This window comes from Hallella faecis (genome assembly GCF_018789675.1).
In the GTDB taxonomy this organism is placed as follows: Bacteria; Bacteroidota; Bacteroidia; order Bacteroidales; family Bacteroidaceae; genus Prevotella; species Prevotella faecis.
In genome coordinates this window covers 111,642-131,198 of sequence record NZ_JAHKBE010000002.1, presented here as the reverse complement: position 1 = coordinate 131,198, position 19,557 = coordinate 111,642, and the positions used below count along the sequence as shown (strand labels likewise).

The 19,557-nt window shown below is 53.4% G+C and carries 18 protein-coding genes; 11 read left to right on the top strand and 7 right to left on the bottom strand.

Annotated elements, in window-relative coordinates; translation table 11 throughout:
* Window positions 1-65: 65 nt before the first annotated feature.
* Both KM934_RS01150 and KM934_RS01145 read right to left on the bottom strand, forming a co-directional pair.
* Window positions 66-737, bottom strand: a complete 672-nt coding sequence (locus KM934_RS01150) for a bifunctional 4-hydroxy-2-oxoglutarate aldolase/2-dehydro-3-deoxy-phosphogluconate aldolase (RefSeq protein WP_215758769.1) — start codon at window positions 735-737, stop codon at window positions 66-68.
* A 78-nt stretch (window positions 738-815) separates the two neighbouring features.
* Complete coding sequence (locus tag KM934_RS01145; protein ID WP_215758768.1) at window positions 816-1,841, bottom strand: sugar kinase; 1,026 nt, start codon at window positions 1,839-1,841, stop codon at window positions 816-818.
* Window positions 1,842-2,039: 198 nt separating this feature from the next.
* On the opposite strand from KM934_RS01145, the gene KM934_RS01140 reads away from it, so the two are divergent.
* The 4 genes from KM934_RS01140 (at window position 2,040) to KM934_RS01125 (ending at window position 6,946) form a co-directional block, all read left to right on the top strand.
* Window positions 2,040-3,104, top strand: a complete 1,065-nt coding sequence (locus KM934_RS01140) for a LacI family DNA-binding transcriptional regulator (protein ID WP_215758767.1) — start codon at window positions 2,040-2,042, stop codon at window positions 3,102-3,104.
* Between the two features lie 58 nt (window positions 3,105-3,162).
* Window positions 3,163-4,668 (top strand): UxaA family hydrolase, encoded by a 1,506-nt coding sequence (locus tag KM934_RS01135; RefSeq protein ID WP_215758766.1) that lies wholly within the window; start codon window positions 3,163-3,165, stop codon window positions 4,666-4,668.
* A 189-nt stretch (window positions 4,669-4,857) separates the two neighbouring features.
* Window positions 4,858-6,135, top strand: a complete 1,278-nt coding sequence (locus KM934_RS01130; protein WP_215758765.1) for a Na+/H+ antiporter NhaC family protein — start codon at window positions 4,858-4,860, stop codon at window positions 6,133-6,135.
* 19 nt (window positions 6,136-6,154) lie between these two features.
* The gene (locus KM934_RS01125) at window positions 6,155-6,946 is read left to right on the top strand and encodes a hypothetical protein (RefSeq protein WP_215758764.1); all 792 of its coding nucleotides are present in this window, start codon (window positions 6,155-6,157) and stop codon (window positions 6,944-6,946) included.
* A 133-nt stretch (window positions 6,947-7,079) separates the two neighbouring features.
* Here the strand turns inward: KM934_RS01125 and KM934_RS01120 are convergent, their stop codons facing one another.
* Both KM934_RS01120 and KM934_RS01115 read right to left on the bottom strand, forming a co-directional pair.
* Window positions 7,080-8,612 carry a carbon-nitrogen hydrolase family protein gene (locus KM934_RS01120; RefSeq protein WP_215758763.1) on the bottom strand — a complete coding sequence of 511 codons (1,533 nt, stop codon included), beginning with the start codon at window positions 8,610-8,612 and terminating at the stop codon, window positions 7,080-7,082.
* 150 nt (window positions 8,613-8,762) lie between these two features.
* On the bottom strand, window positions 8,763-9,398 hold the full coding sequence (locus tag KM934_RS01115) for an HAD family hydrolase (RefSeq protein ID WP_215758762.1): 636 nt from the start codon (window positions 9,396-9,398) through the stop codon (window positions 8,763-8,765).
* Between the two features lie 79 nt (window positions 9,399-9,477).
* Between KM934_RS01115 and KM934_RS01110 the strand changes: the two genes are divergently transcribed.
* From KM934_RS01110 to KM934_RS01085, 6 genes are read left to right on the top strand one after another with little or no spacing between them, the layout of a single operon-like run.
* A complete protein-coding gene (locus KM934_RS01110; protein ID WP_215758761.1) occupies window positions 9,478-10,335 on the top strand; it encodes an RsiV family protein in 858 nt (285 codons plus the stop codon).
* Between the two features lie 9 nt (window positions 10,336-10,344).
* Complete coding sequence (rsmG, locus tag KM934_RS01105) at window positions 10,345-10,965, top strand: 16S rRNA (guanine(527)-N(7))-methyltransferase RsmG (protein ID WP_215758760.1); 621 nt, start codon at window positions 10,345-10,347, stop codon at window positions 10,963-10,965.
* A 34-nt stretch (window positions 10,966-10,999) separates the two neighbouring features.
* Complete coding sequence (locus tag KM934_RS01100; protein WP_215758759.1) at window positions 11,000-11,647, top strand: MBL fold metallo-hydrolase; 648 nt, start codon at window positions 11,000-11,002, stop codon at window positions 11,645-11,647.
* Window positions 11,648-11,665: 18 nt separating this feature from the next.
* Window positions 11,666-12,238, top strand: a complete 573-nt coding sequence (gene ruvC / locus KM934_RS01095; protein WP_215758758.1) for a crossover junction endodeoxyribonuclease RuvC — start codon at window positions 11,666-11,668, stop codon at window positions 12,236-12,238.
* 1 nt (window position 12,239) lies between these two features.
* The gene (locus KM934_RS01090; protein ID WP_215758757.1) at window positions 12,240-13,721 is read left to right on the top strand and encodes an ATP-binding cassette domain-containing protein; all 1,482 of its coding nucleotides are present in this window, start codon (window positions 12,240-12,242) and stop codon (window positions 13,719-13,721) included.
* A gap of 12 nt (window positions 13,722-13,733) precedes the next feature.
* Window positions 13,734-14,219, top strand: a complete 486-nt coding sequence (locus KM934_RS01085; RefSeq protein ID WP_215758756.1) for a hypothetical protein — start codon at window positions 13,734-13,736, stop codon at window positions 14,217-14,219.
* Between the two features lie 732 nt (window positions 14,220-14,951).
* Here KM934_RS01085 and KM934_RS01080 read toward each other — a convergent pair.
* The 3 genes from KM934_RS01080 to KM934_RS01070 form a co-directional block, all read right to left on the bottom strand.
* Window positions 14,952-15,542: a Crp/Fnr family transcriptional regulator gene (locus KM934_RS01080; RefSeq protein ID WP_215758755.1), complete on the bottom strand. Its 591-nt coding sequence runs from the start codon at window positions 15,540-15,542 to the stop codon at window positions 14,952-14,954.
* Between the two features lie 32 nt (window positions 15,543-15,574).
* Complete coding sequence (gene lepA, locus KM934_RS01075) at window positions 15,575-17,356, bottom strand: translation elongation factor 4 (RefSeq protein ID WP_215758754.1); 1,782 nt, start codon at window positions 17,354-17,356, stop codon at window positions 15,575-15,577.
* Window positions 17,357-17,578: 222 nt separating this feature from the next.
* Entirely contained in the window at window positions 17,579-18,529 is a 951-nt protein-coding gene (locus KM934_RS01070) for an alpha/beta hydrolase (RefSeq protein ID WP_215758753.1), read from the bottom strand.
* A gap of 401 nt (window positions 18,530-18,930) precedes the next feature.
* Here KM934_RS01070 and KM934_RS01065 point away from each other — a divergent pair, with 401 nt between their 5' ends.
* Window positions 18,931-19,332, top strand: a complete 402-nt coding sequence (locus tag KM934_RS01065; protein WP_215758752.1) for a hypothetical protein — start codon at window positions 18,931-18,933, stop codon at window positions 19,330-19,332.
* The last annotated feature ends 225 nt before the right edge of the window (window positions 19,333-19,557 follow it).

Genomic DNA, 19,557 nt, shown 5'->3' with positions numbered 1-19,557 from the left:
GTTATCAACGTTGTTTCGCTCAACTGTGCGACACAATCGCCAGCGACACAACGCACAATTCTCTGTTAGGCGCGAGCCTCCTTGATGTAGCCCAGAGCCTCAACACACTTGTCGGTGATGGCCTTCCAGTTGCCGGCTGCCACCACATCCTTCGGGAAGAGCTTAGAGCCCATGCCCACGCAGAGCACACCAGCCTTGACCCACTCTGTGAGATTCTCCTTGTCGGGGCTCACAGCGCCAGTCACCATAATGTTCGACCAACGAAGCGGAGCCAATACATTCTTCACAAACGAAGGGCCACCCACATTGCCTGCGGGGAACACCTTGGTGACGTCGCAGCCCATGGCCTGGGCGTTGCTCACCTCCGTCACGCTGCCGCAACCCGGCGAATAGGGCACCAAACGACGGTTGCAAACGGTGGCAATCTCGGGAACGAAGTTGGGACCCACAATGAAATTGGCACCCAACTGGATATAGAGAGCGGCCGTGGGAGCGTCGATGACCGTGCCTGCGCCCAGGATGAGCTCGGGGCACTCGGTGTCGGCCCACTTCACAAGCTCACCAAAGATCTCATGGGCGAAGTCGCCACGGTTGGTGAATTCAAACACACGCACACCACCCTCGTAGCAAGCCTTGATCACGTTCTTGCAGAGTTCGATGTCCTTATTGTAGAAAACAGGCACCATACCTGTCTCTTTCATGGCTGTTATAACCTGAATCTTATTAAATTTTGCCATTATATTATTGGATAAATCGTCTGTAATTGTATGAAGTGAAGCGAGGGGACAAGCATTCATGGCTATCCCCACGCCATGTTATCGCTGCACGCGACCATTGGCGTTGCCGCCAGCCAAGCTCAGCACCTCAGCCTCGCTCACCAAGTTGAAGTCGCCAGGGATGGTGTGCTTCAATGCCGATGCTGCCACGGCAAACTCGAGCGCCTGTGCCTGATCGCCCTCATACTTCAGCATGCCATGGATCAATCCGCCAGAGAAGCTGTCGCCACCGCCCACGCGGTCGATAATCGGGTTGATGTCGTAGTGCTTGCTCTCATAGAAGTTCTTGCCGTCGTAGATCAAGGCTTTCCAGCCATTGTGGGTGGCAGAGAAGCTCTCACGCAAGGTGGAAACCACATACTTGAAGCCAAACTCCTTCATCATCTGCTCAAAAATCTTGTGATAACCGCTTGCGTCGGTCTTGCCGCCTTCCACGTCTGCGTCGGGTTTGAAGCCCAGGCAGAGCTGAGCATCTTCCTCGTTACCAATGCACACGTCCACATATTTCATCAACGGGCGCATCACGGAGATGGCCTTTTCTGAGGTCCAAAGCTTCTTGCGGAAGTTCAGGTCGACCGAAACGGTCACCCCATGGCGCTTGGCAGCCTCGCAAGCCAGGCGTGTCAGCTCAGCGGCCTTGTCGGAAATGGCGGGAGTAATTCCACTCCAATGGAACCATTGGGCGCCTTCCATAATGGCGTCGAAATCGAAATCTGAGGCGTCAGCCTCGGCAATCGAACTGTGCGCACGGTCGTAGATCACCTTCGACGGACGCATGGAAGCACCTGTCTCTGCATAATAAAGACCCACGCGGTCGCCGCCACGAGCAATAAATCGGGTGTCAACGCCATAACGACGCAGGGCGTTAACGGCGATCTGTCCAATCTCATGGGTGGGCAGTTTAGACACGAAGTAAGCCTCATGACCATAATTGGCCAGGCTCACCGCTACGTTAGCCTCACCACCACCGGGAATGATGCGGAAGTGATCGGTCTGTATAAAACGATCGTTGCCCTCAGGAGAAAGGCGCAACATAATCTCGCCTAATGTTACGATTTTAGCCATTCTTGATTTGTTTTATGTCTTGTTATTTTGTGATATCTTAATAATGTGTCACTTATTTCATTCGCAAAAATAACCATTATTTTCCAAATACATGAATCATTTCACCAAAAATCGCCGTTTTAATAGAAAATATCGCTCTGTGCTTTCGCACAATCGAAGTTTTATTACTACATTTGCAAAAGAAAAAACAACTACATAATGACAGAGAAAATCAGAATCAAGGACATCGCCATGAGGGCTGGCGTGTCGGTGGGAACGGTCGACAGAGTGCTCCATGAGCGCCCCAATGTGTCGGAATCGGCACGCAAGAAAGTGGAAGAGGCGCTCAAGGAGATGAACTATCAACCCAACATGTATGCCTCCGCATTGGCTTACAACCGCTCTTATACGTTCTACGTGCTTATCCCCAAGCACGACCAGTTGGCGTATTGGGAGGAGATTGAGGAGGGCGTTCAGACGGCCGTAAACGCGCTGCGCGACTTTCACATCGCTGCCCACATAGAATACTACAAGCGATTTGACGAGGGATCGTTTGAGGAGGTAACCGACAAATGCCTGCAAAACAATCCTGACGGTTTTGTCATTGTGCCTACAGATATTGAGGTGACACGCAAGTTCACCGACAAGCTCCACGGGATAGGCACACCCTTTGTGCTTCTTGACTCCTACATGCCCGACCTTCGCCCGTTGGCATTCTTCGGCCAGAATTCGTTCTCGAGTGGCTATTTCGCCGCTCGCATGTTGATGCTCATCGCCAATCAGGAGAAAGAAATTGTGCTGATGAAGATCACGAAGAATGGCCAAATGATGAGTAAGCAGCAAGACAACCGTGAGGTTGGCTTCCGCCATTACATGCGCGACCATTACCCCAGCATTGAGATCATCACACTGGAGATGCCCTTCGAAGCCACTCGCGCTGAATACGACGAATTGTTAGAAAACTTTTTCGCACAACACCCACACATCCACCAATGCATCACATTGGGCTCAAGAGCCCACATCATGGGCGATTTCCTGCTGAGGACCAACCGCCGCGATGTGCAGATCATGGGTTACGACATGGTGGGAAAGAACGCCGAATGCCTGCGATTGGGCAGCGTGTCGTTCCTCATCGCCCAGCACGCTTACCAGCAAGGCTACTTCTGCGTCAACGCACTCTTCCGCGCCATCGTACTGAAGAAGAAGGTGGAACCCGTCAATTACATGCCCATCGAGCTCCTTACCAAGGAGAATGTGGACTTCTACCGCCGCGAACAACTTTAACGGCGGCACACAACACAACCCGGAACTGTGCTCCCAACACACACAAACCCATAGCAACATGAATGAAGCATCGTTCATCAAGATCAACGCCAAAGACACAGTCGTGGTGTGCCTACGCCCCCATCAGGCTGGCGAGACCATTGAGGTCGACGGCAAGAAGATAACCGTCGCGCAAGAAACACCAGCCGGCCACAAGGTCCTTATCAGCGACACGCGGCAGGGCGACGACATCATAAAATACGGATACCCCATCGGCCATGCGGCCATGGACCTCAAGGCGGGGCAATGGGTAAACGAGAACAATCTGAAGACCAACCTTGCAGGCACGCTCTCCTACTCCTACAACCCCATCGACACCACGCTTAGCAAGCCTACCGGCAACGCCACGCCACTCACCTTTAAGGGCTATCGACGCGCCAATGGCGAGGTGGGCGTAAGAAACGAGCTGTGGATTGTGCCTACCGTGGGCTGTGTGAACGGAACGGCTGAGCGGCTCGCCGCGATGTTTTCCAAGGAAACTCAACTGGTGGGAATCGATGCCGTACACGCTTGGCACCACAACTACGGATGCTCCCAACTGGGTGGCGACCATGAGAATACGCGCAAGGTACTGCGCGACATCTGCTTGCACCCCAACGCAGGAGGCGTATTGGTGTTGTCGTTGGGATGCGAAAACAACCAGCCCGACGCCTTCATGGAGATGCTGGGCAACTACGATCACGACCGCATCAAGCTGTTGGTGACACAGAAAGTCGACGGCGACGAATTGGAAGAGGGCATGAACCTGCTGCGCGAACTGTACCAAACGGCGCGCCAAGACCACCGAGTGGACGTGCCCATCAGCGAGTTGCGCGTGGGATTGAAGTGCGGAGGCAGCGATGGCTTCAGTGGCATAACGGCCAATCCGCTCGTCGGCGAGTTCTCCGACCATCTCGTATCGCAAGGCGGCACCACCATTCTCACCGAGGTGCCCGAGATGTTTGGCGCCGAGACCATTCTCATGAACCGATGCAAGACTCCACAACTGTTTGAGAAAACCGTGAGTCTCATCAACGACTTTAAGCAATATTTCCTCTCCCATGGCGAACCCGTGGGCGAGAATCCATCGCCCGGAAACAAGGCGGGAGGCATCTCCACGCTCGAGGACAAGGCGTTGGGATGCACCCAGAAGAGCGGTCGCGCCGCCGTGAGCGGGGTGCTGGCATACGGCGAGCGCCTGTCGGAACACGGCCTGAACCTCCTCTCCGCTCCTGGCAACGACCTTGTGGCCGCCACAGCCTTAGCCGCTTCGGGATGCCAATTGGTACTCTTCACCACAGGCCGAGGCACGCCCTTCGGCACATTTGTGCCCACAATGAAGATTGCCACCAACAGCCATCTCGCCACCCGGAAGGCCAACTGGATCGATTTTAACGCTGGTGCGCTCATTCAAGGAACGCCCATGCCCGAGCTCGTAGACCAGCTGACACGTCAAATCATCAACATTGCCAGTGGACAGCCCACACGCAACGAGCAGAACGGATATAGCGAGATCGCCATCTTCAAGAATGGCGTGACGCTGTAAGCGAAAGCAAGCCAAGAAGCCACATGTAAGATGTGGTGCTCTCAGAGCAGGCAAAACAAGAAGCCACAAAAAAGACGCGGCGCTCTCAGAGTAGGCAAACGCAACTGCCATAAGAATTGGAGGGAAACATACAAAAAACAGGAATGACACTATAATAACATAAAAGTGGGGAATACAAACACAAGCGAAATGAATAAAAAAGGACTGTTGGCCTTGTCGCCACTCATTCTTTTCATCACCCTCTATTTGGCGCTGAGCATTGCCGCAGGCGACTTCTACAAGGTTCCCATGACGGTGGTGTTTCTCATATCGAGCATCTATGCCATCGCCATCTCAGGCGGTTTTCCGCTAAAGAAGCGAATCGACATATTTAGCAAGGGTGCCAGTTCGAGCAGTCTCATGCTCATGCTGTGGATCTATGTGCTCGCAGGAGCCTTCGCGGCGTCGGCCAAAGGCATGGGCGCCATCGACTCCACAGTCAACCTGGCCATCTCCGTGTTGCCAGCAAGCATGTTGCTGCCGGGCCTCTTCGTGGCCTCGTGCTTCATCTCATTGTCTATCGGCACAAGCGTGGGTACAGTGGTTGCCCTCGTGCCCATTGCCGCAGGCATAGCCCATGGCACAGGACAAAGCGTACCGCTGATGACCGCTGTCATCGTGGGCGGCGCCTACTTCGGCGACAACCTGTCGTTCATCTCCGACACAACGGTCGTTGCCACACAGACGCAAGGTTGCCGAATGAGCGACAAGTTTCGGGTAAACTCACTCATCGTGGTGCCCGCCGCTGTGCTCATCCTGGCCGTCTACGCCATCATGGGCAGCGACATGCAAGCGCCCGCCAGCGTGGGCCACACCGACTATGTGAAGGTTTTGCCCTACCTGGCCGTACTCGTCGCCGCCATCTGCGGCATGAACGTCATGGCGGTACTGGTCATCGGCATCGTCCTTTGTGCCGTCATCGGCATGGCCAAGGGCAGCTATGGCTTCTTCGACTGGCTGGGAGCCATGGGCCAAGGCATCACCAGCATGGGCGAGCTCATCATCATTGCCATGATGGCGGGCGGCATGTTGGAGATCATACGTGAGAATGGCGGCATCGACTACATCATCGAAGCGCTCACCAAGCACGTTCACGGCAAGCGTGGCGCGGAGCTCTCGATTGGTGCGTTGGTGAGCCTCGTCAATATGTGCACGGCCAACAACACCGTGGCCATCCTCACCGTGGGATCCATTGCCAAGCGCATTGGCGACCGCTATGGTGTCGACAACCGCAAGTGTGCCAGCATCCTCGACACATTCTCGTGCACCGTGCAGGGCCTCATCCCTTACGGCGTGCAGATGTTGCTCGCTGCCGGACTGGCTCATCTCAACCCCATGCAGATACTGCCCTATCTGTATTACCCCATGGCCATCGGCGTAGCTGCACTGGCGTCGATCCTATTCAGATACCCCAAACGATACAGTTGATAAAAGCAAACGGTCGATCATGAACATCATAACACGCAACTTCTTCCGACTATTGCGCTCGGGCGCTCTCAACGAGTATGAGCCCATGGAGCCCATGTCGGCCTTCAAATGGCGAAGGCTCGACCAGATGGTGCATGCCCAACATGTGGAACGTGCGGCCCTCAAGGGCATCAAGAACCATCAGTTTGACGAAATGATGAACATCCCCGAGGACTTGGCGAACCAAACGCCCGACAACTCAGCTCACCAAGAGGAACCGAGACTGAGCAACCATTACCTCAACTTTCGACTGAGCCGCATAGAAAACGCCGAGCGACACGCCATCGACACCAATGTGGATGCGCTCAACGTGCTAAAGATTATCGTGGGAAACGTGTCGTCGATGCTCAACCACGGCACCATGCTCAGCGGCATCATCGAACTTGGAAGTTACCTTCGCAACAAGGGCGACAAGGTGGATTTCGTGAAGCTCGACACCTGGTTGGGCAAGCTTCAGTTGCGCCGCATGGCCCAGCTGCAGGGCTCCATGCTCATGAGCGTTTTCAATTTTGAGCAAGACGAGTTGCCTTTCGTGCGCCACGTGGAGGCAGCAGCCAACAAGCTCGTGCTACGATCGGTGACCCACAGCGCCAGCGACACGGCCGAAGAGTGGCACTTCCGCCAACTCAGTTCGGGCTTTGTGCAAAACAACTCGGCCCTTCTCAGGCGCAACCTCAGGCGTAGCCTCCGATACATCACCTACGCCCCGTTGGAGACCGTCAGCAATTTCTTCAACAATTTTGCACGTTCGCTGCAAGAGATTGAGGAGTAAACATCAATCAAACAATAGTCAACGGGCATGGCTCATGGCGCCCTATAACAAACGATGGCCGTCACACCAACCCCCATAAAGACAAAGCCACCTGCTTTTCCAAACCGGACAAGCAGGTGGCTTTTTACCTTTATTACTTCTTCTTCATTTCCAACTTATATAGGTCGCTACGTCGATCGCGCAGGTTGCGAACCGATCCATACGTATGGATCTCATTGAGAAGCGTGAGGTCCACATCGCTCACGAGAATCATCTCGGTGTTAGGCGTGGCTTCCGAGCGCTTTCCGTTGGTGGGAAATGCAAAGTCGCACGGCGTAAACACAGCCGACTGCGCATACTGGATATCCATGTTGTGCACACGCGGCAGGTTGCCCACGCTACCGGCGATGGCCACAAAACACTCGTTCTCAATAGCGCGAGCCTGAGCGCAGATTCGCACACGCGAGTAGGCGTTCTGCGTGTCGGTCATGAAAGGCACAAACAAAATCTTCATGCCATCGTCGGCCATGAGGCGCGATAGCTCCGGGAACTCCACATCATAGCATATCACAACGCCAATCTTACCACAGTCGGTATCGAACGTTTGGATGTTCGAGCCACCCGACAATCCCCAACATTTCTGCTCGTCGGGCGTAACGTGGATCTTCTCGTACATTTCGACCGTTCCATCGCGACGGCAGAGGAATCCCACGTTATAGAGGCCATTGTCCTCCTTCAGATAAGGCATGGATCCCGTGATGATGTTGATGTTGTAACTGATAGCCAACTCACGGAAACGGTCGCGGATGCTCTCGGTGTACTGGGCCATGGCGCGAATCGACTGGGCCTCGCCCATATCGTTGAACTTCGCCATCAATGGGGCGTTGAAATATTCGGGGAAGAGAATGAAATCGCTCTTGTAATCGCTCACCGCATCGACAAAAAACTCCACTTGCTCAAACAAATCATCAAGCGAGTGATAGGGGCGCATCTGCCACTGAACCAGTCCGATACGCACCGTAGGACGCTTGTCGACATACGAGTCTGTTGGCGGTTGGTAATAGATATTGTCCCATTGGAGCAGCGTAGCGCAATGCTTCGACTCCTCGTCGTTGGGCAGATAGTTGCGCATGACACGACGCACATGGAAATCGTTTGACAGCTGGAATGTGAGCACCGGGTCGTAGATCTCACGCGAGCGCACACGTTCGATGTATTCCTTCGGCCGCATCTTGTCGGCATACTTGTGGTAATTGGGAATGCGTCCTCCAAACATGATGGCCTTGAGGTTGAGTTTCTCGCAGAGTTCCTTGCGGTATTCGTACATACGGCGCGCCAATCGCAGACCACGATAGTCGGGATGGATAAACACCTCAATGCCATAGAGAATGTTGCCCTTGGGGTTGTGGGTGTTGAATGTCTCGTTGCCCGTTACCTGCGCATAGGTATGGTCCGACTTCACCAGGTTGTAATCGACGATGATCGAGAGGGCGCAGCCCACAATTCTATCGTCGACAATAATAACAACCTGTCCCTCAGGGAAGATGGTTATGAGTTTCTTGATTTGAGCCTTGGTCCAAAACACATCCTCATCTCCGTAGATGCGCTTGAACGAACGGGCAAGCTGATCGTAGTCCTCCATCTGAAGGTTGCGCAGCTCCACTTTGTTGATGTTGTGAGTTTCCATCGTTATTCTGAATAATTAACCCCCATCGGCTATGAGGTCGAAACGGGTTGCATGATTGAATGTTATACCCCCGATCGGCCGTTAAACCGAAACGGGGTGTTAATAAGCTTATTTTTTTTCTTTCCAACCATTGGCGTTTCTGCACCATTCCTACGCTTCGAAGAGTGCGATAATGGCCTCTGGTGTTGCGAAATCGCTAACCACGATGTCGGCATACTCCGCCACCACCTCACAGGGGTTGGTGGTGTCGAGGCCCACGGTGAACACCTTGGCGGCGTTGAGCGACTTCAAGCCGTTTACGCTGTCCTCAAATCCCACACACTCGCTGGGATCGAAGCCCAATCTCTCGGCACCTTTCAGGTAGCCCTCAGGATCGGGTTTGCTACGGGTAAATTCTTCGCTGGTGAGCACGGCGTCGAAATAGCTCGACAATTCGGGATGGGCGCGATACACGTTGCCCATCTTCTCTGCATTGCTGCTGGTAACAACGGCGGTCTTCACACCCCGCTCACGCAACGCCACGATGAAGGACTCGAAGCCGGGGATATACCGAAACGGCATGTTATGCTCAAACTCATTGAGGTCCTTGGTGATGTTGTCTTGGTCTGATTGGCGACCCGCAAAGTAGCGATCGTAGATTTGCACCAATGTGGAGCCCTTGATTTTCTGCTCCAATCCGGGCTGATCGGGATAATACCGCTTAAACACGGAACCCCAAAACTGGGAGTAAAGCGGCTCTGTATCGAATACCACGCCGTCGAGGTCAAATAATGCTGCCTTTTTCATTATTTAATTATTTTTGCCGCAAAGATACGAATAATTGTCGTAACTTTGCATAAATCAGACAAACAAGAAGGTTACGACCATGAAGAAAATCATTTTCTCCCTGACGCTGTTGCTCATGGTGTTGGCAAGTTGCCAATACAAAGGGGGCGCGGGTTCCGGTAGCGCCGTGCTGTCGTTCGACTCTCTGGTCATCGACTCCACCGTCCGCCTGAATCCCAATAGCGAGCAACCCAACGGCCATTTGGCGCTTCACCTCATCTACGCCAAGCCGCAATCCAACAGCGACGCGGCTGCCAAGGCCGCCAATCTGCTCAACGACAGTTTGCTGCGGTCGGGCCTTCTGCTGCCCGACTTTGCCGAGGGCGTGACACCGCCACAAACCCAAACGGAAGCTCCCTCCGTTTATATGACGAAGGGCGCACATCAGTTTGCTGAGGGGTTCTTCAAGATGTACTTGGCCGACTACAAGGACCTTTACCGCGACGACCAAGAGAGCGCACCGAGCTACAACCGCTCCTACACCGTGTTCACCCACGTGGAGCAAGGCGCCGACAGCATTGTCAACTACCTGGCCGACACCTATTTTTATGGCGGTGGCGCACATGGGCAGGCTGCAACGTGGGCCCGCAACTTCAATGCGCGCACAGGAGCCATCGTCCATCTGACCGACGTGTTGCGCCCAGGCTATGAGCGTCCACTGACCTCCATGATCGTGGCCAAGTTGGCTCGCCAGTTTAAGGTGAGAAACCTCAAGCAACTGCAAGACAGCCTAACCGTCTTTGCCTGGACCGGCCCTTACATCCCCGACAACTACATCATCAACGAGAAGGGCATCACCTTCATCTACAACCCCGACGAGATTGCCGCTCACGTCATGGGCGAGATACGTGTCACTTTCAGCAACAAGCAACTGTCTAAGTTGCTCCGTAAGAAATAAGCAATAAGCATGCAACATATCCTATCCTATTTTCCCCATCTCACCGACGAGCAGCAGCGCCAGTTTGCCGCGCTCGACGGCTTGTATCGCGACTGGAACAGCAAGATCAACGTCATCTCGCGCAAGGACATCGACAACCTCTACGTGCACCACGTGCTCCACTCATTGGCCATCGCCAAGGCATGCCATTTCAAACCGGGCACGCGCATCCTCGATTTCGGAACGGGAGGCGGCTTCCCGGGCATTCCGTTGGCCATCATGTTTCCCGACTGCCACTTCCGACTCATCGACGGAACGGGCAAGAAGGTGCGTGTGGCGCAGGAGGTGGCCGACGCCATCGGCCTGAAAAACGTGGAGCCTGTGCATCGCCGTGGCGAGGAGGAGAAAGACAAGTTCGACTTCGTGGTGTCGCGCGCTGTCATGCCGCTGCCCGACCTGGTGAAGATCATTCGCAAGAACATCAGCAAAACCCAGCACAACGCCTACCCCAACGGCCTGTTTGTTCTCAAAGGCGGAAACATCGCCGAGGAGACGCGCCCCTTCGCCAAGCTCTTGCAGCAAACACCCATCACCGACCTATTCGACGACGAGTGGTTCAAGGAAAAGTATGTGCTGTACCTTCCGCTTTGATTAAAGGAGATAACCAACGAATAACAAGAACGTTATGCTACAAATAAAACGCTTCGTATGCAACGTCATACAAGAGAACTGTTACGTGGTGAGCGATGAGACACAAGAGGCTGTCATCATCGACTGTGGCGCACAGTTTGAGGCTGAGCGCCAAGCCATCAAAAACTATATAGAGAGCAACCACCTGCGCCCCGTACACCTGTTGGCCACCCACGGACACGTGGACCACAACATTGGCAACAAGTTTGTGTTCGACACCTGGGGCCTGAAGGTGGAGCTTCACAAGGACGACGAGCCGCTCATCAGCACCCTCTCTGAGCAGGCCGAGCAGTTTATGCGCCAGGAGCTCGCCAAGGACGAGCAACCGCCCGTGGGCCGTTACCTGGAGGAGAACGACACCATTACCTTCGGCACCCACACGCTCCAAGTGATCGAGACCCCTGGCCACTCACAGGGCAGCGTGTTCTTCTGGTGCAAGGACGAGAAGGTGGCGTTCTCGGGCGACACGTTGTTCCGCAACAGCGTGGGGCGCGCCGACCTGCCTGGCGGATCCATGTTCCTGCTTATCCAGAGCCTGCGAATGGTTTGCCAACTCGACGACGACACGCGCATCTTGCCCGGACACGGCGAGGAGACCACCGTGGGCCGTGAGTTGGCGTCGAACCCATATCTCGACCGTTAACCGTCAACCCCATAGGCAATGGAGAAAACGGAGCGCATCATTCTCGGCATCGACCCCGGAACCAACATCATGGGCTACGGCTTGCTGCGGGTAAGGGGCAGCAAGGCTGAGATGATGACCATGGGTGTCATCGACCTGCACAAGATGAGCGACCCCTATCTGCGCCTCGGAAAGATCTTCGAGCGCGTGACGGGCATCATCGACGAGTATCTGCCCGACGAGATGGCCATTGAGGCGCCTTTCTTCGGAAAGAACGTGCAGTCGATGCTGAAACTGGGACGGGCGCAAGGGGTGGCCATCGCCGCCGCCATACGCCACGACGTTCCCATCCACGAGTATGCGCCCATGAAGATAAAAATGGCCATCACGGGCCAGGGACAGGCGTCGAAGGAGCAAGTGGCGGCCATGCTGCAACGCATCTTGCGGTTCTCGAAAGACGACCTCCCCAAGTTTATGGACGCCACCGACGCGCTGGGCGCGGCTTACTGCCACTTCCTGCAACTCTCGAAACCCGACACGGGTGAGCGCCATTACAACAGTTGGAAAGACTATGTGCGTAGCCACAAGGAGCGCATCGCAAACCAAGGATAACATGAAACACATCATAAACATAGCGGACGGGATAACACGAATGCCAGCGTGGCGCATGGCTCAGCCTGTGAACTTTACGCTCGACGAAGGCGAGAACATGGCCATCGTAGGCCCCAACGGGGGCGGAAAATCGATGTTGGTGGACATTCTCATCGGTCGGCACCCACTCTTGGGACGCGACCCGGAGTACAACTTTGCGCCAAGCGCCAAGCCGCTGGTGGCCGACAACATCAAGTATGTGACCTTCCGCGACGCCTATGGTGGCGACAACGACCGCAGCTATTACCTGCAACAGCGATGGAACCAACAGGAGATCGATGCGTCGACCCCTACCGTAGCCGATCGGTTGGAGAAGGCTTTCGCCCTCACTGGCGACGACACGGCGGAACGCCGGGCTCTGCAACGCCGATTGTACGACCTGTTTCGCATGAGGGCGTCGCTCGGAAAATACATCATATCGCTTTCGAGCGGTGAGCTGCGCAAGCTCAAACTGACCGAGGTGTTGCTGGCGAGCCCACGGGTGCTCATCATGGACAACCCGTTCATCGGTCTCGACGCGGAGACGCGCGAACAGTTGCAAACGCTACTGTCGACGCTCCCCGAGATGGGCATCCAACTCATCCTGGTGCTCTCGAAGAGCGACGACATACCAACGTTCATCACCCATGTGGTGGAGGTCAACAACATGGTGGTGCTTCCGAAGGTGAGCCTGGCCAACTACTTGGCGCATCGCGAGCCCACCCCTGCACACGTGTTGGACAACGAGAAGGCCGAGGCCATACTGCGCCTGCCCTACAAGGAGCACGAGTTTCACAGCCACGAGGTGGTGAAGATGAACAAGGTGTGCATACGCTACGGGCAGCGCACCATCCTCAAAGACCTCTCATGGACGGTCATGAATGGTGAGCACTGGGTGCTTAGCGGACAGAACGGAGCGGGAAAGTCGACATTGCTGAGCCTGGTGTGTGCCGACAACCCACAGAGCTACGCCTGCGACATAGCGCTCTTCGGCATGGCGCGCGGAACGGGCGAGAGCATCTGGGACATCAAGCGCCACATTGGATATGTGTCGCCTGAGATGCACCGAGCCTACCAGCGCGACCTGCCCGCCATACAGATCGTGGCCAGCGGACTGAAGGACTCCATCGGACTCTACGCTAAGCCGAACCCAGAGGAATACGACGTTTGCAGGTTCTGGATGGACATTTTTGGTCTAAAAGGATTAGAAAACCACACTTTCCTGAAACTTTCCAGTGGTCAGCAACGTCTCATATTATTAGCGAGGGCATTTGTCAAGGACCCAGAGCTGCTCATCCTCGACGAGCCACTGCACGGGCTCGACAACCAAAACCGCCAACTGGCCAAGGATGTGATAGAGACCTTCTGCAAGAGAAACAACAAAACGCTGATGATGGTGAGCCACTACAAGGATGAATATCCGGCGTGCATAGATCACCACCTGAAGCTTATCAGAAACGAATAAACAACAACAAGAATGAAAAAAGCACTTCTAACATTTGCCATGTTATGCACCTTTACACTGGGAACGCAAGCCCAGCAAATCTACAATGAGGTGATGAGAATGCAAGAGGAGTTCAAGACGATTAAGTATGACAAAAACAAACCCATGACGGAACGCAAGACGGCTTCATTCAAGTGGGATGTCATCGAGTATATGTTATACAAGTCGAAGGACGACAACACGTTCACCGAGAAGCAACTGGGCATACAGACTTACGCCATGACGGAGTTTGTGAACCTGTACTTCAAGCGCCTCTCAGAGGCCAAGAACAGTACCAGCAAGAAGGAGATTGCCGTGGCACGCTTCAAGGCCGCCAGTCTGAACAACGTCTTGTTTGGCGACACCGACTACGAGCTATGCCGCGCCTACGTGGACAACACCAACTTCCTGACGCCCTTCTCGCTCGACACCGACTGGGTGAAAGCCTTGGCAGAGATTCGCAGCAAGAGCTGGGACTAATCGCCACAAAGCCCCAACGGCTGGGGCCGACAGCATGAAAGAAAACAGGTCCATTCGCAACATTATAGTGCAAACGGACGCAACCACATCAGCTTACCATCTGTAGGGATGGTAAGTTTTTTTATGGTCACCACTAATCAACCCCTATCAGGGGTTATAATTTAACCCCAATCGGTCATTAGATCCTAACAATCCACCACTTTCGTCTTAATTAACGATTGGGGCTAATGTGTCATTTTGTCTGAATATTTGGTTAAAAAGATGATCGTCGATGCCTTGTGAAATAGAACGCGAAAAGCCCGACTTTCTGCTTCGAGTGAGACAAACAAGCGTCGTGGCGTTACAAAAGGTCAGGTGTTAAGATGCGAAAGGCCATGTATCGAGTTGCGAAAGGTGATGTATCGAGGCACCGTTAGGCAGGTTACGCATGACGATCGGGCATGTATCGAAACTCGAAACATGCCTTTTCGCAAGGCTCATGTTGTTTTGACGGATCGTCGAATGTATGACAAAACTGCAAAACTCTGATTATCAACCTGTTGCATAAACTCAGCGAGAATCGCTTATTTGCAGCCACAAGCACGTTCGTTCAGAAAAAACGTGTAGTTTTATATATAGATTGTTGAATAAATTCGGCTGTCTGTTTCAAGGTAAAGCAAAAAGAACTTACTACCCTTGCAGGATAGTAAGTTCTATGTGGTACGGATTTGTAATGTTCTTCTGTTAGGAAGGCTACAACGTTGCGGCTCTCACGCGACTCAGGGTCTCGGGAGTCATCTGAAGGTAACTGGCAATATAGTTCAGCGGAGCGCGCAGGACCACCTGCGGCAACAATTTGCACAAGCGCAGATAACGATTCTGAGCGGTCTCAAAACGCACCAGGTCGGCGTGTATCTGACTGAATATCAAGCTTTCCTCCAATATCTTACGATAGAGGATTTGGATGTTCACATTGTGCAAGGCCACCTGCTCCAAGCGATGCTTAGGAATGGCGTAGAGCAAGGAAGGCTCAAGCGCCTCCACTTGCAACTTGGTGGGCTCCTCCTTGAAGAGGCTTTCAATACACATGATGATATTGCCTTCGGTACCCATGTGCTCAGTTACCTCCTTGTCTTTCTTGATGTAGAACTGACGGATCAGTCCTTTGTCGATATAGAGAAATTCCTTACAAACCTCGCCTTCCTTCAGAATCAACTCACCCTTTGCGCATTTGCGCGGTACGAGTATGCTCTCCAAAATATCGAGCTCCTCATGAGTCATGGTGCTGTATTTGCGCGCCAACTCACGGGCTATATCTCTCGTTGAGTTTTGTAGTTCTTTCATTTTTCTATCCAGATTATAGAATCATTTTAGGTTTAATCAAGTTTTAGCACAGCCAAGAAGGCTTTCTGCGGCACTTGCACGTTACCAATTTGCTTCATGCGCTTCTTACCCTTCTTCTGTTTCTCAAGCAACTTACGCTTACGGCTAACGTCACCACCATAACACTTGGCCAACACGTCTTTGCGCACCTGCTTCACCGTCTCACGGGCAATGATCTTAGCGCCAATGGCTGCCTGGATGGCGATGTCGAATTGTTGGCGCGGGATGAGCTCCTTCAGTTTCTCACACATGCGGCGACCCATCGTCACGGCGTTGCTCTCGTGGGTCAGCGTGGAGAGGGCGTCGACGGGCTCGCTGTTGAGCAGAATGTCGAGCTTGGCCAGTTTCGACGGGCGATAGCTGTCGATATGATAGTCGAACGAGGCGTAGCCCTTGGAGATGCTCTTCAGCTTGTCGTAGAAATCGATGACGATCTCGCCCAGCGGTATCATGAAATGGAGCTCCACACGGTTGCCCGACACATACTGCTGACTGAGCAGCTCGCCGCGTTTGTCCAAGCACAGGCGCATGATGGGACCGATGAAATTGGTGCCGGTGATGATGGTGGCACGAATATAGGGCTCCTCAATATGGTCGATGAGCGTAGACTCGGGAAGACCACTGGGGTTGTGCACTTCCTTGCAGCCTCCCTGCTTGTCGTAAACCATATACGACACGTTGGGCACGGTGGTGATGACATCCATATTAAACTCGCGGTCGAGGCGTTCCTGCACAATCTCCATGTGGAGCAATCCAAGGAAGCCACAACGGAAACCAAAGCCCAATGCCTGTGAGCTCTCGGGTTGGAACGTGAGCGAGGCGTCGTTGAGCTGGAGCTTCTCAAGCGAGGCTCTCAGGTTCTCGTAGTCGTTGGGGTCGATGGGATAAACACCGGCAAACACCATGGGCTTGACCTCCTCGAAGCCGGAGATGGCCTTTTCGCAAGGTGCGTCGACATGGGTGATGGTATCGCCCACCTTCACCTCGGTGGCCACCTTGATACCCGAGATAACATAGCCCACCTCGCCACAGCCGAGCTCATTGCGCGGCTCAAGGTCGAGTTTCAGCACACCCACCTCATCGGCGGTGTATTCCATGTCGGTCTGCACAAACTTCACCTTGTCGCCACGCTTGATGGAACCATTCTCGACCTTACACAGCACGATGATTCCGCGGAAGCTATTGAAGATGGAGTCGAAGATAAGGGCCTGCAACGGCTTGGCGGGGTCGCATTTCGGCGCAGGGATGCGCTTCACCACGGCCTCCAATATCTCGGGAACGCCCTCGCCGGTCTTAGCACTGGCACGGATGATGTCTTCGGGATCGCAGCCGATGAGGTCTACAATCTCGTCCTCCACCTCATCGGGCATGGCGTTGGGCATGTCGATCTTATTGATGACGGGGATGATCTCGAGGTCTTGCTCGATAGCCATGTAAAGATTGGATATGGTTTGTGCCTGGACGCCCTGTGTGGCGTCAACAACGAGCAGGGCTCCCTCGCAAGCGGCGATGGAGCGCGACACCTCATAACTGAAGTCCACATGACCCGGGGTATCAATCAAGTTGAGCATGTACTTCTTACGGTCATACTCGTATTCCATTTGGATGGCGTGGCTCTTGATGGTGATACCACGCTCGCGTTCCAAGTCCATGTTGTCGAGCATCTGGTTCTCAGTGATCTTGATGGTCTTGGTATATTCCAACATACGGTCAGCCAAGGTCGACTTTCCGTGGTCTATATGGGCAATAATGCAGAAGTTTCTGATGTTCTCCATGAAATCAATTCTCTTTCGTGCAAAGTTAATAAAAAGAATTCACATAAGCCGTTCGATTCGACTATTTTTGTAACCAACTGCACAAATAAGGTTGCACGCCGAAACGTGATGGCTTATTTTCTTTGCGCGAGGTTACATTTGTGTTATGTCTTATGGTTATTGGGGTCAAAACGACAGGGCATTGTGGCTAATGGACCACCGCACGACGTTGAGCGCATAGGGTTACTCTTTCGCAAGAAACTGACGCACGCGCTCGGTGTACTCCTTAGGATAATCGGAATAAGAACAGGCATGCTGGGCGCCTCGTGTAACCCATTGTTCCTTGTAGCCATGGGTCTTGGCATCGTAGAGTTGCTTCATCATGTAGAAGGGCACAAACGTGTCGGCATCGCCATGGATGAACAACATGGGGCGACGGCAACGACTCACCTGCTTCATGGGTGAGGCCTCGCCAAAGCTCCAGCCATTGACCACCCGGCACAGCAAACTGGTACTATACATCAGGGGGAAAGCGGGAAGCGAGAACTGCTCTTTGAGTTGAACAGCAAACTCGTCCCACGCGCTGGTGTAGCCGCAGTCTTCCACAAAATGGGTGACGTATGCGGGTAGTTCTTCGCCCGACAGACACATGGTGGTGGCGGCTCCCATCGAAACGCCGTGAACCACGATGTTGGGCGCATGGGTGGAGTCGACGAAAGTTTGGGCAGCCATCTCTGTCCAGCGTTTCACATCGAGGCGGTCGTTCCAACCCATGCCAATGGCGTCGCCCTCGCTGAGACCGTGGGCATGAAGGTCGGGCATCACTACGTTATACCCCAAGTCACGATGGTACATGCGCCCGAGGTAGAGAAACTTCACGGCGCAATCCTTATAGCCATGTACTAACACGGCGGTGCGGCCATGGGCGGAGTCGGAACGGAAATATAGGGCATGATGGCGCTCACCCGATGGCATGTTAAGGAAGGTGTCGCGAAGAAGGCCATGCGACTGCATGCTGTCGACCCAGGGCTTCATGTCGGGCATGCGCTGGTACAAACAGGTATAGGCGCTGTCGAGGTCGGTGCGGTTAGGGTCAGGCGAGAGGGAGAAATTGAGCATATAGAAACTCGCGCCAACCGTTACCACGGCTACGAGAACAACAAATGCCAAGAGGGGTATTATAATCTTTTTCATCGGATAGGCTAATGGTTGATTCTTTTATGGACGCAATAGGGCCATGGGGGCTTCGATATCCTCAAACAGCCTTTTGGACCAAGGATTTGCAAAGATAGGGCAAAAAGGACATTGAAACGACATTCGTTAACAAAAAATGGCTATTTTCTTTGTTTTTAACTATTGCTCAATGCGCTACATATTGGCAACAACCAACAAGTTCCTCAAACATCCCAACTTTTTCCGTCCTTCCATATCGCTTTATCTAAACGTTTTGTTACCTTTGCAAAAGATAGGCGGTGCTCGACCATTTGAGAACAAGCGCTCATGGCGCTCAACAAACCGCCAAGCAGCAAGGACTACACACTAAGTCTTTCCATTCACAAGCTGCGTATAAACTAATAAAAATGCAAATACCAATTATGAAAAAGGCCATCATACCCATTCTCACGGCAGCCATTAGCGTGACGCTGTTCACCGCTTGTCATCACGACTCATTGGAGGATCGCGCCGAGCGCGACGCCAGGGACTACACAGAGCGCTACTGCCCCACTCCCTTCACCGACAACCAGCGCACAGACAGCATTACGTTTACACGAACCGACAAGACGTTCCACTATTTTTACACGCTTCGCGACGAAGCCGACAACGCAGAAATCATCAATCAGCACAAAGCCAGTCTGAAGCAGGCGCTGCAAGACGACCTTGACAAGAACACGCAAAGCAAGGCGTATAAAGATGCAGGTTTCAGGTTCCACTATGTGTTCCGATCAGGCAAAACCGCAAAGGTCCTCTTCGAGCAAACGCTGAAAGGCAAGCACTAAACGCTCCCCCAAAGCAGGTGCACGGCAAACCCTCTACCCCACCCACAGGAAAAGCAAACCACAAAAAGAGGTTCTTCCGTTAAAAGCGTGGATATGCGCCCCGAAGGGACAAAAGCCCATAGCCCAGCGCATCGCCCAGGGAGGCCATTGGGTTTTACATACGCCCAGTAAAGGCAACAGCCTTCTATTCTATGCTTTTGCCCTTACAGCATGGCGCGTTGCTCT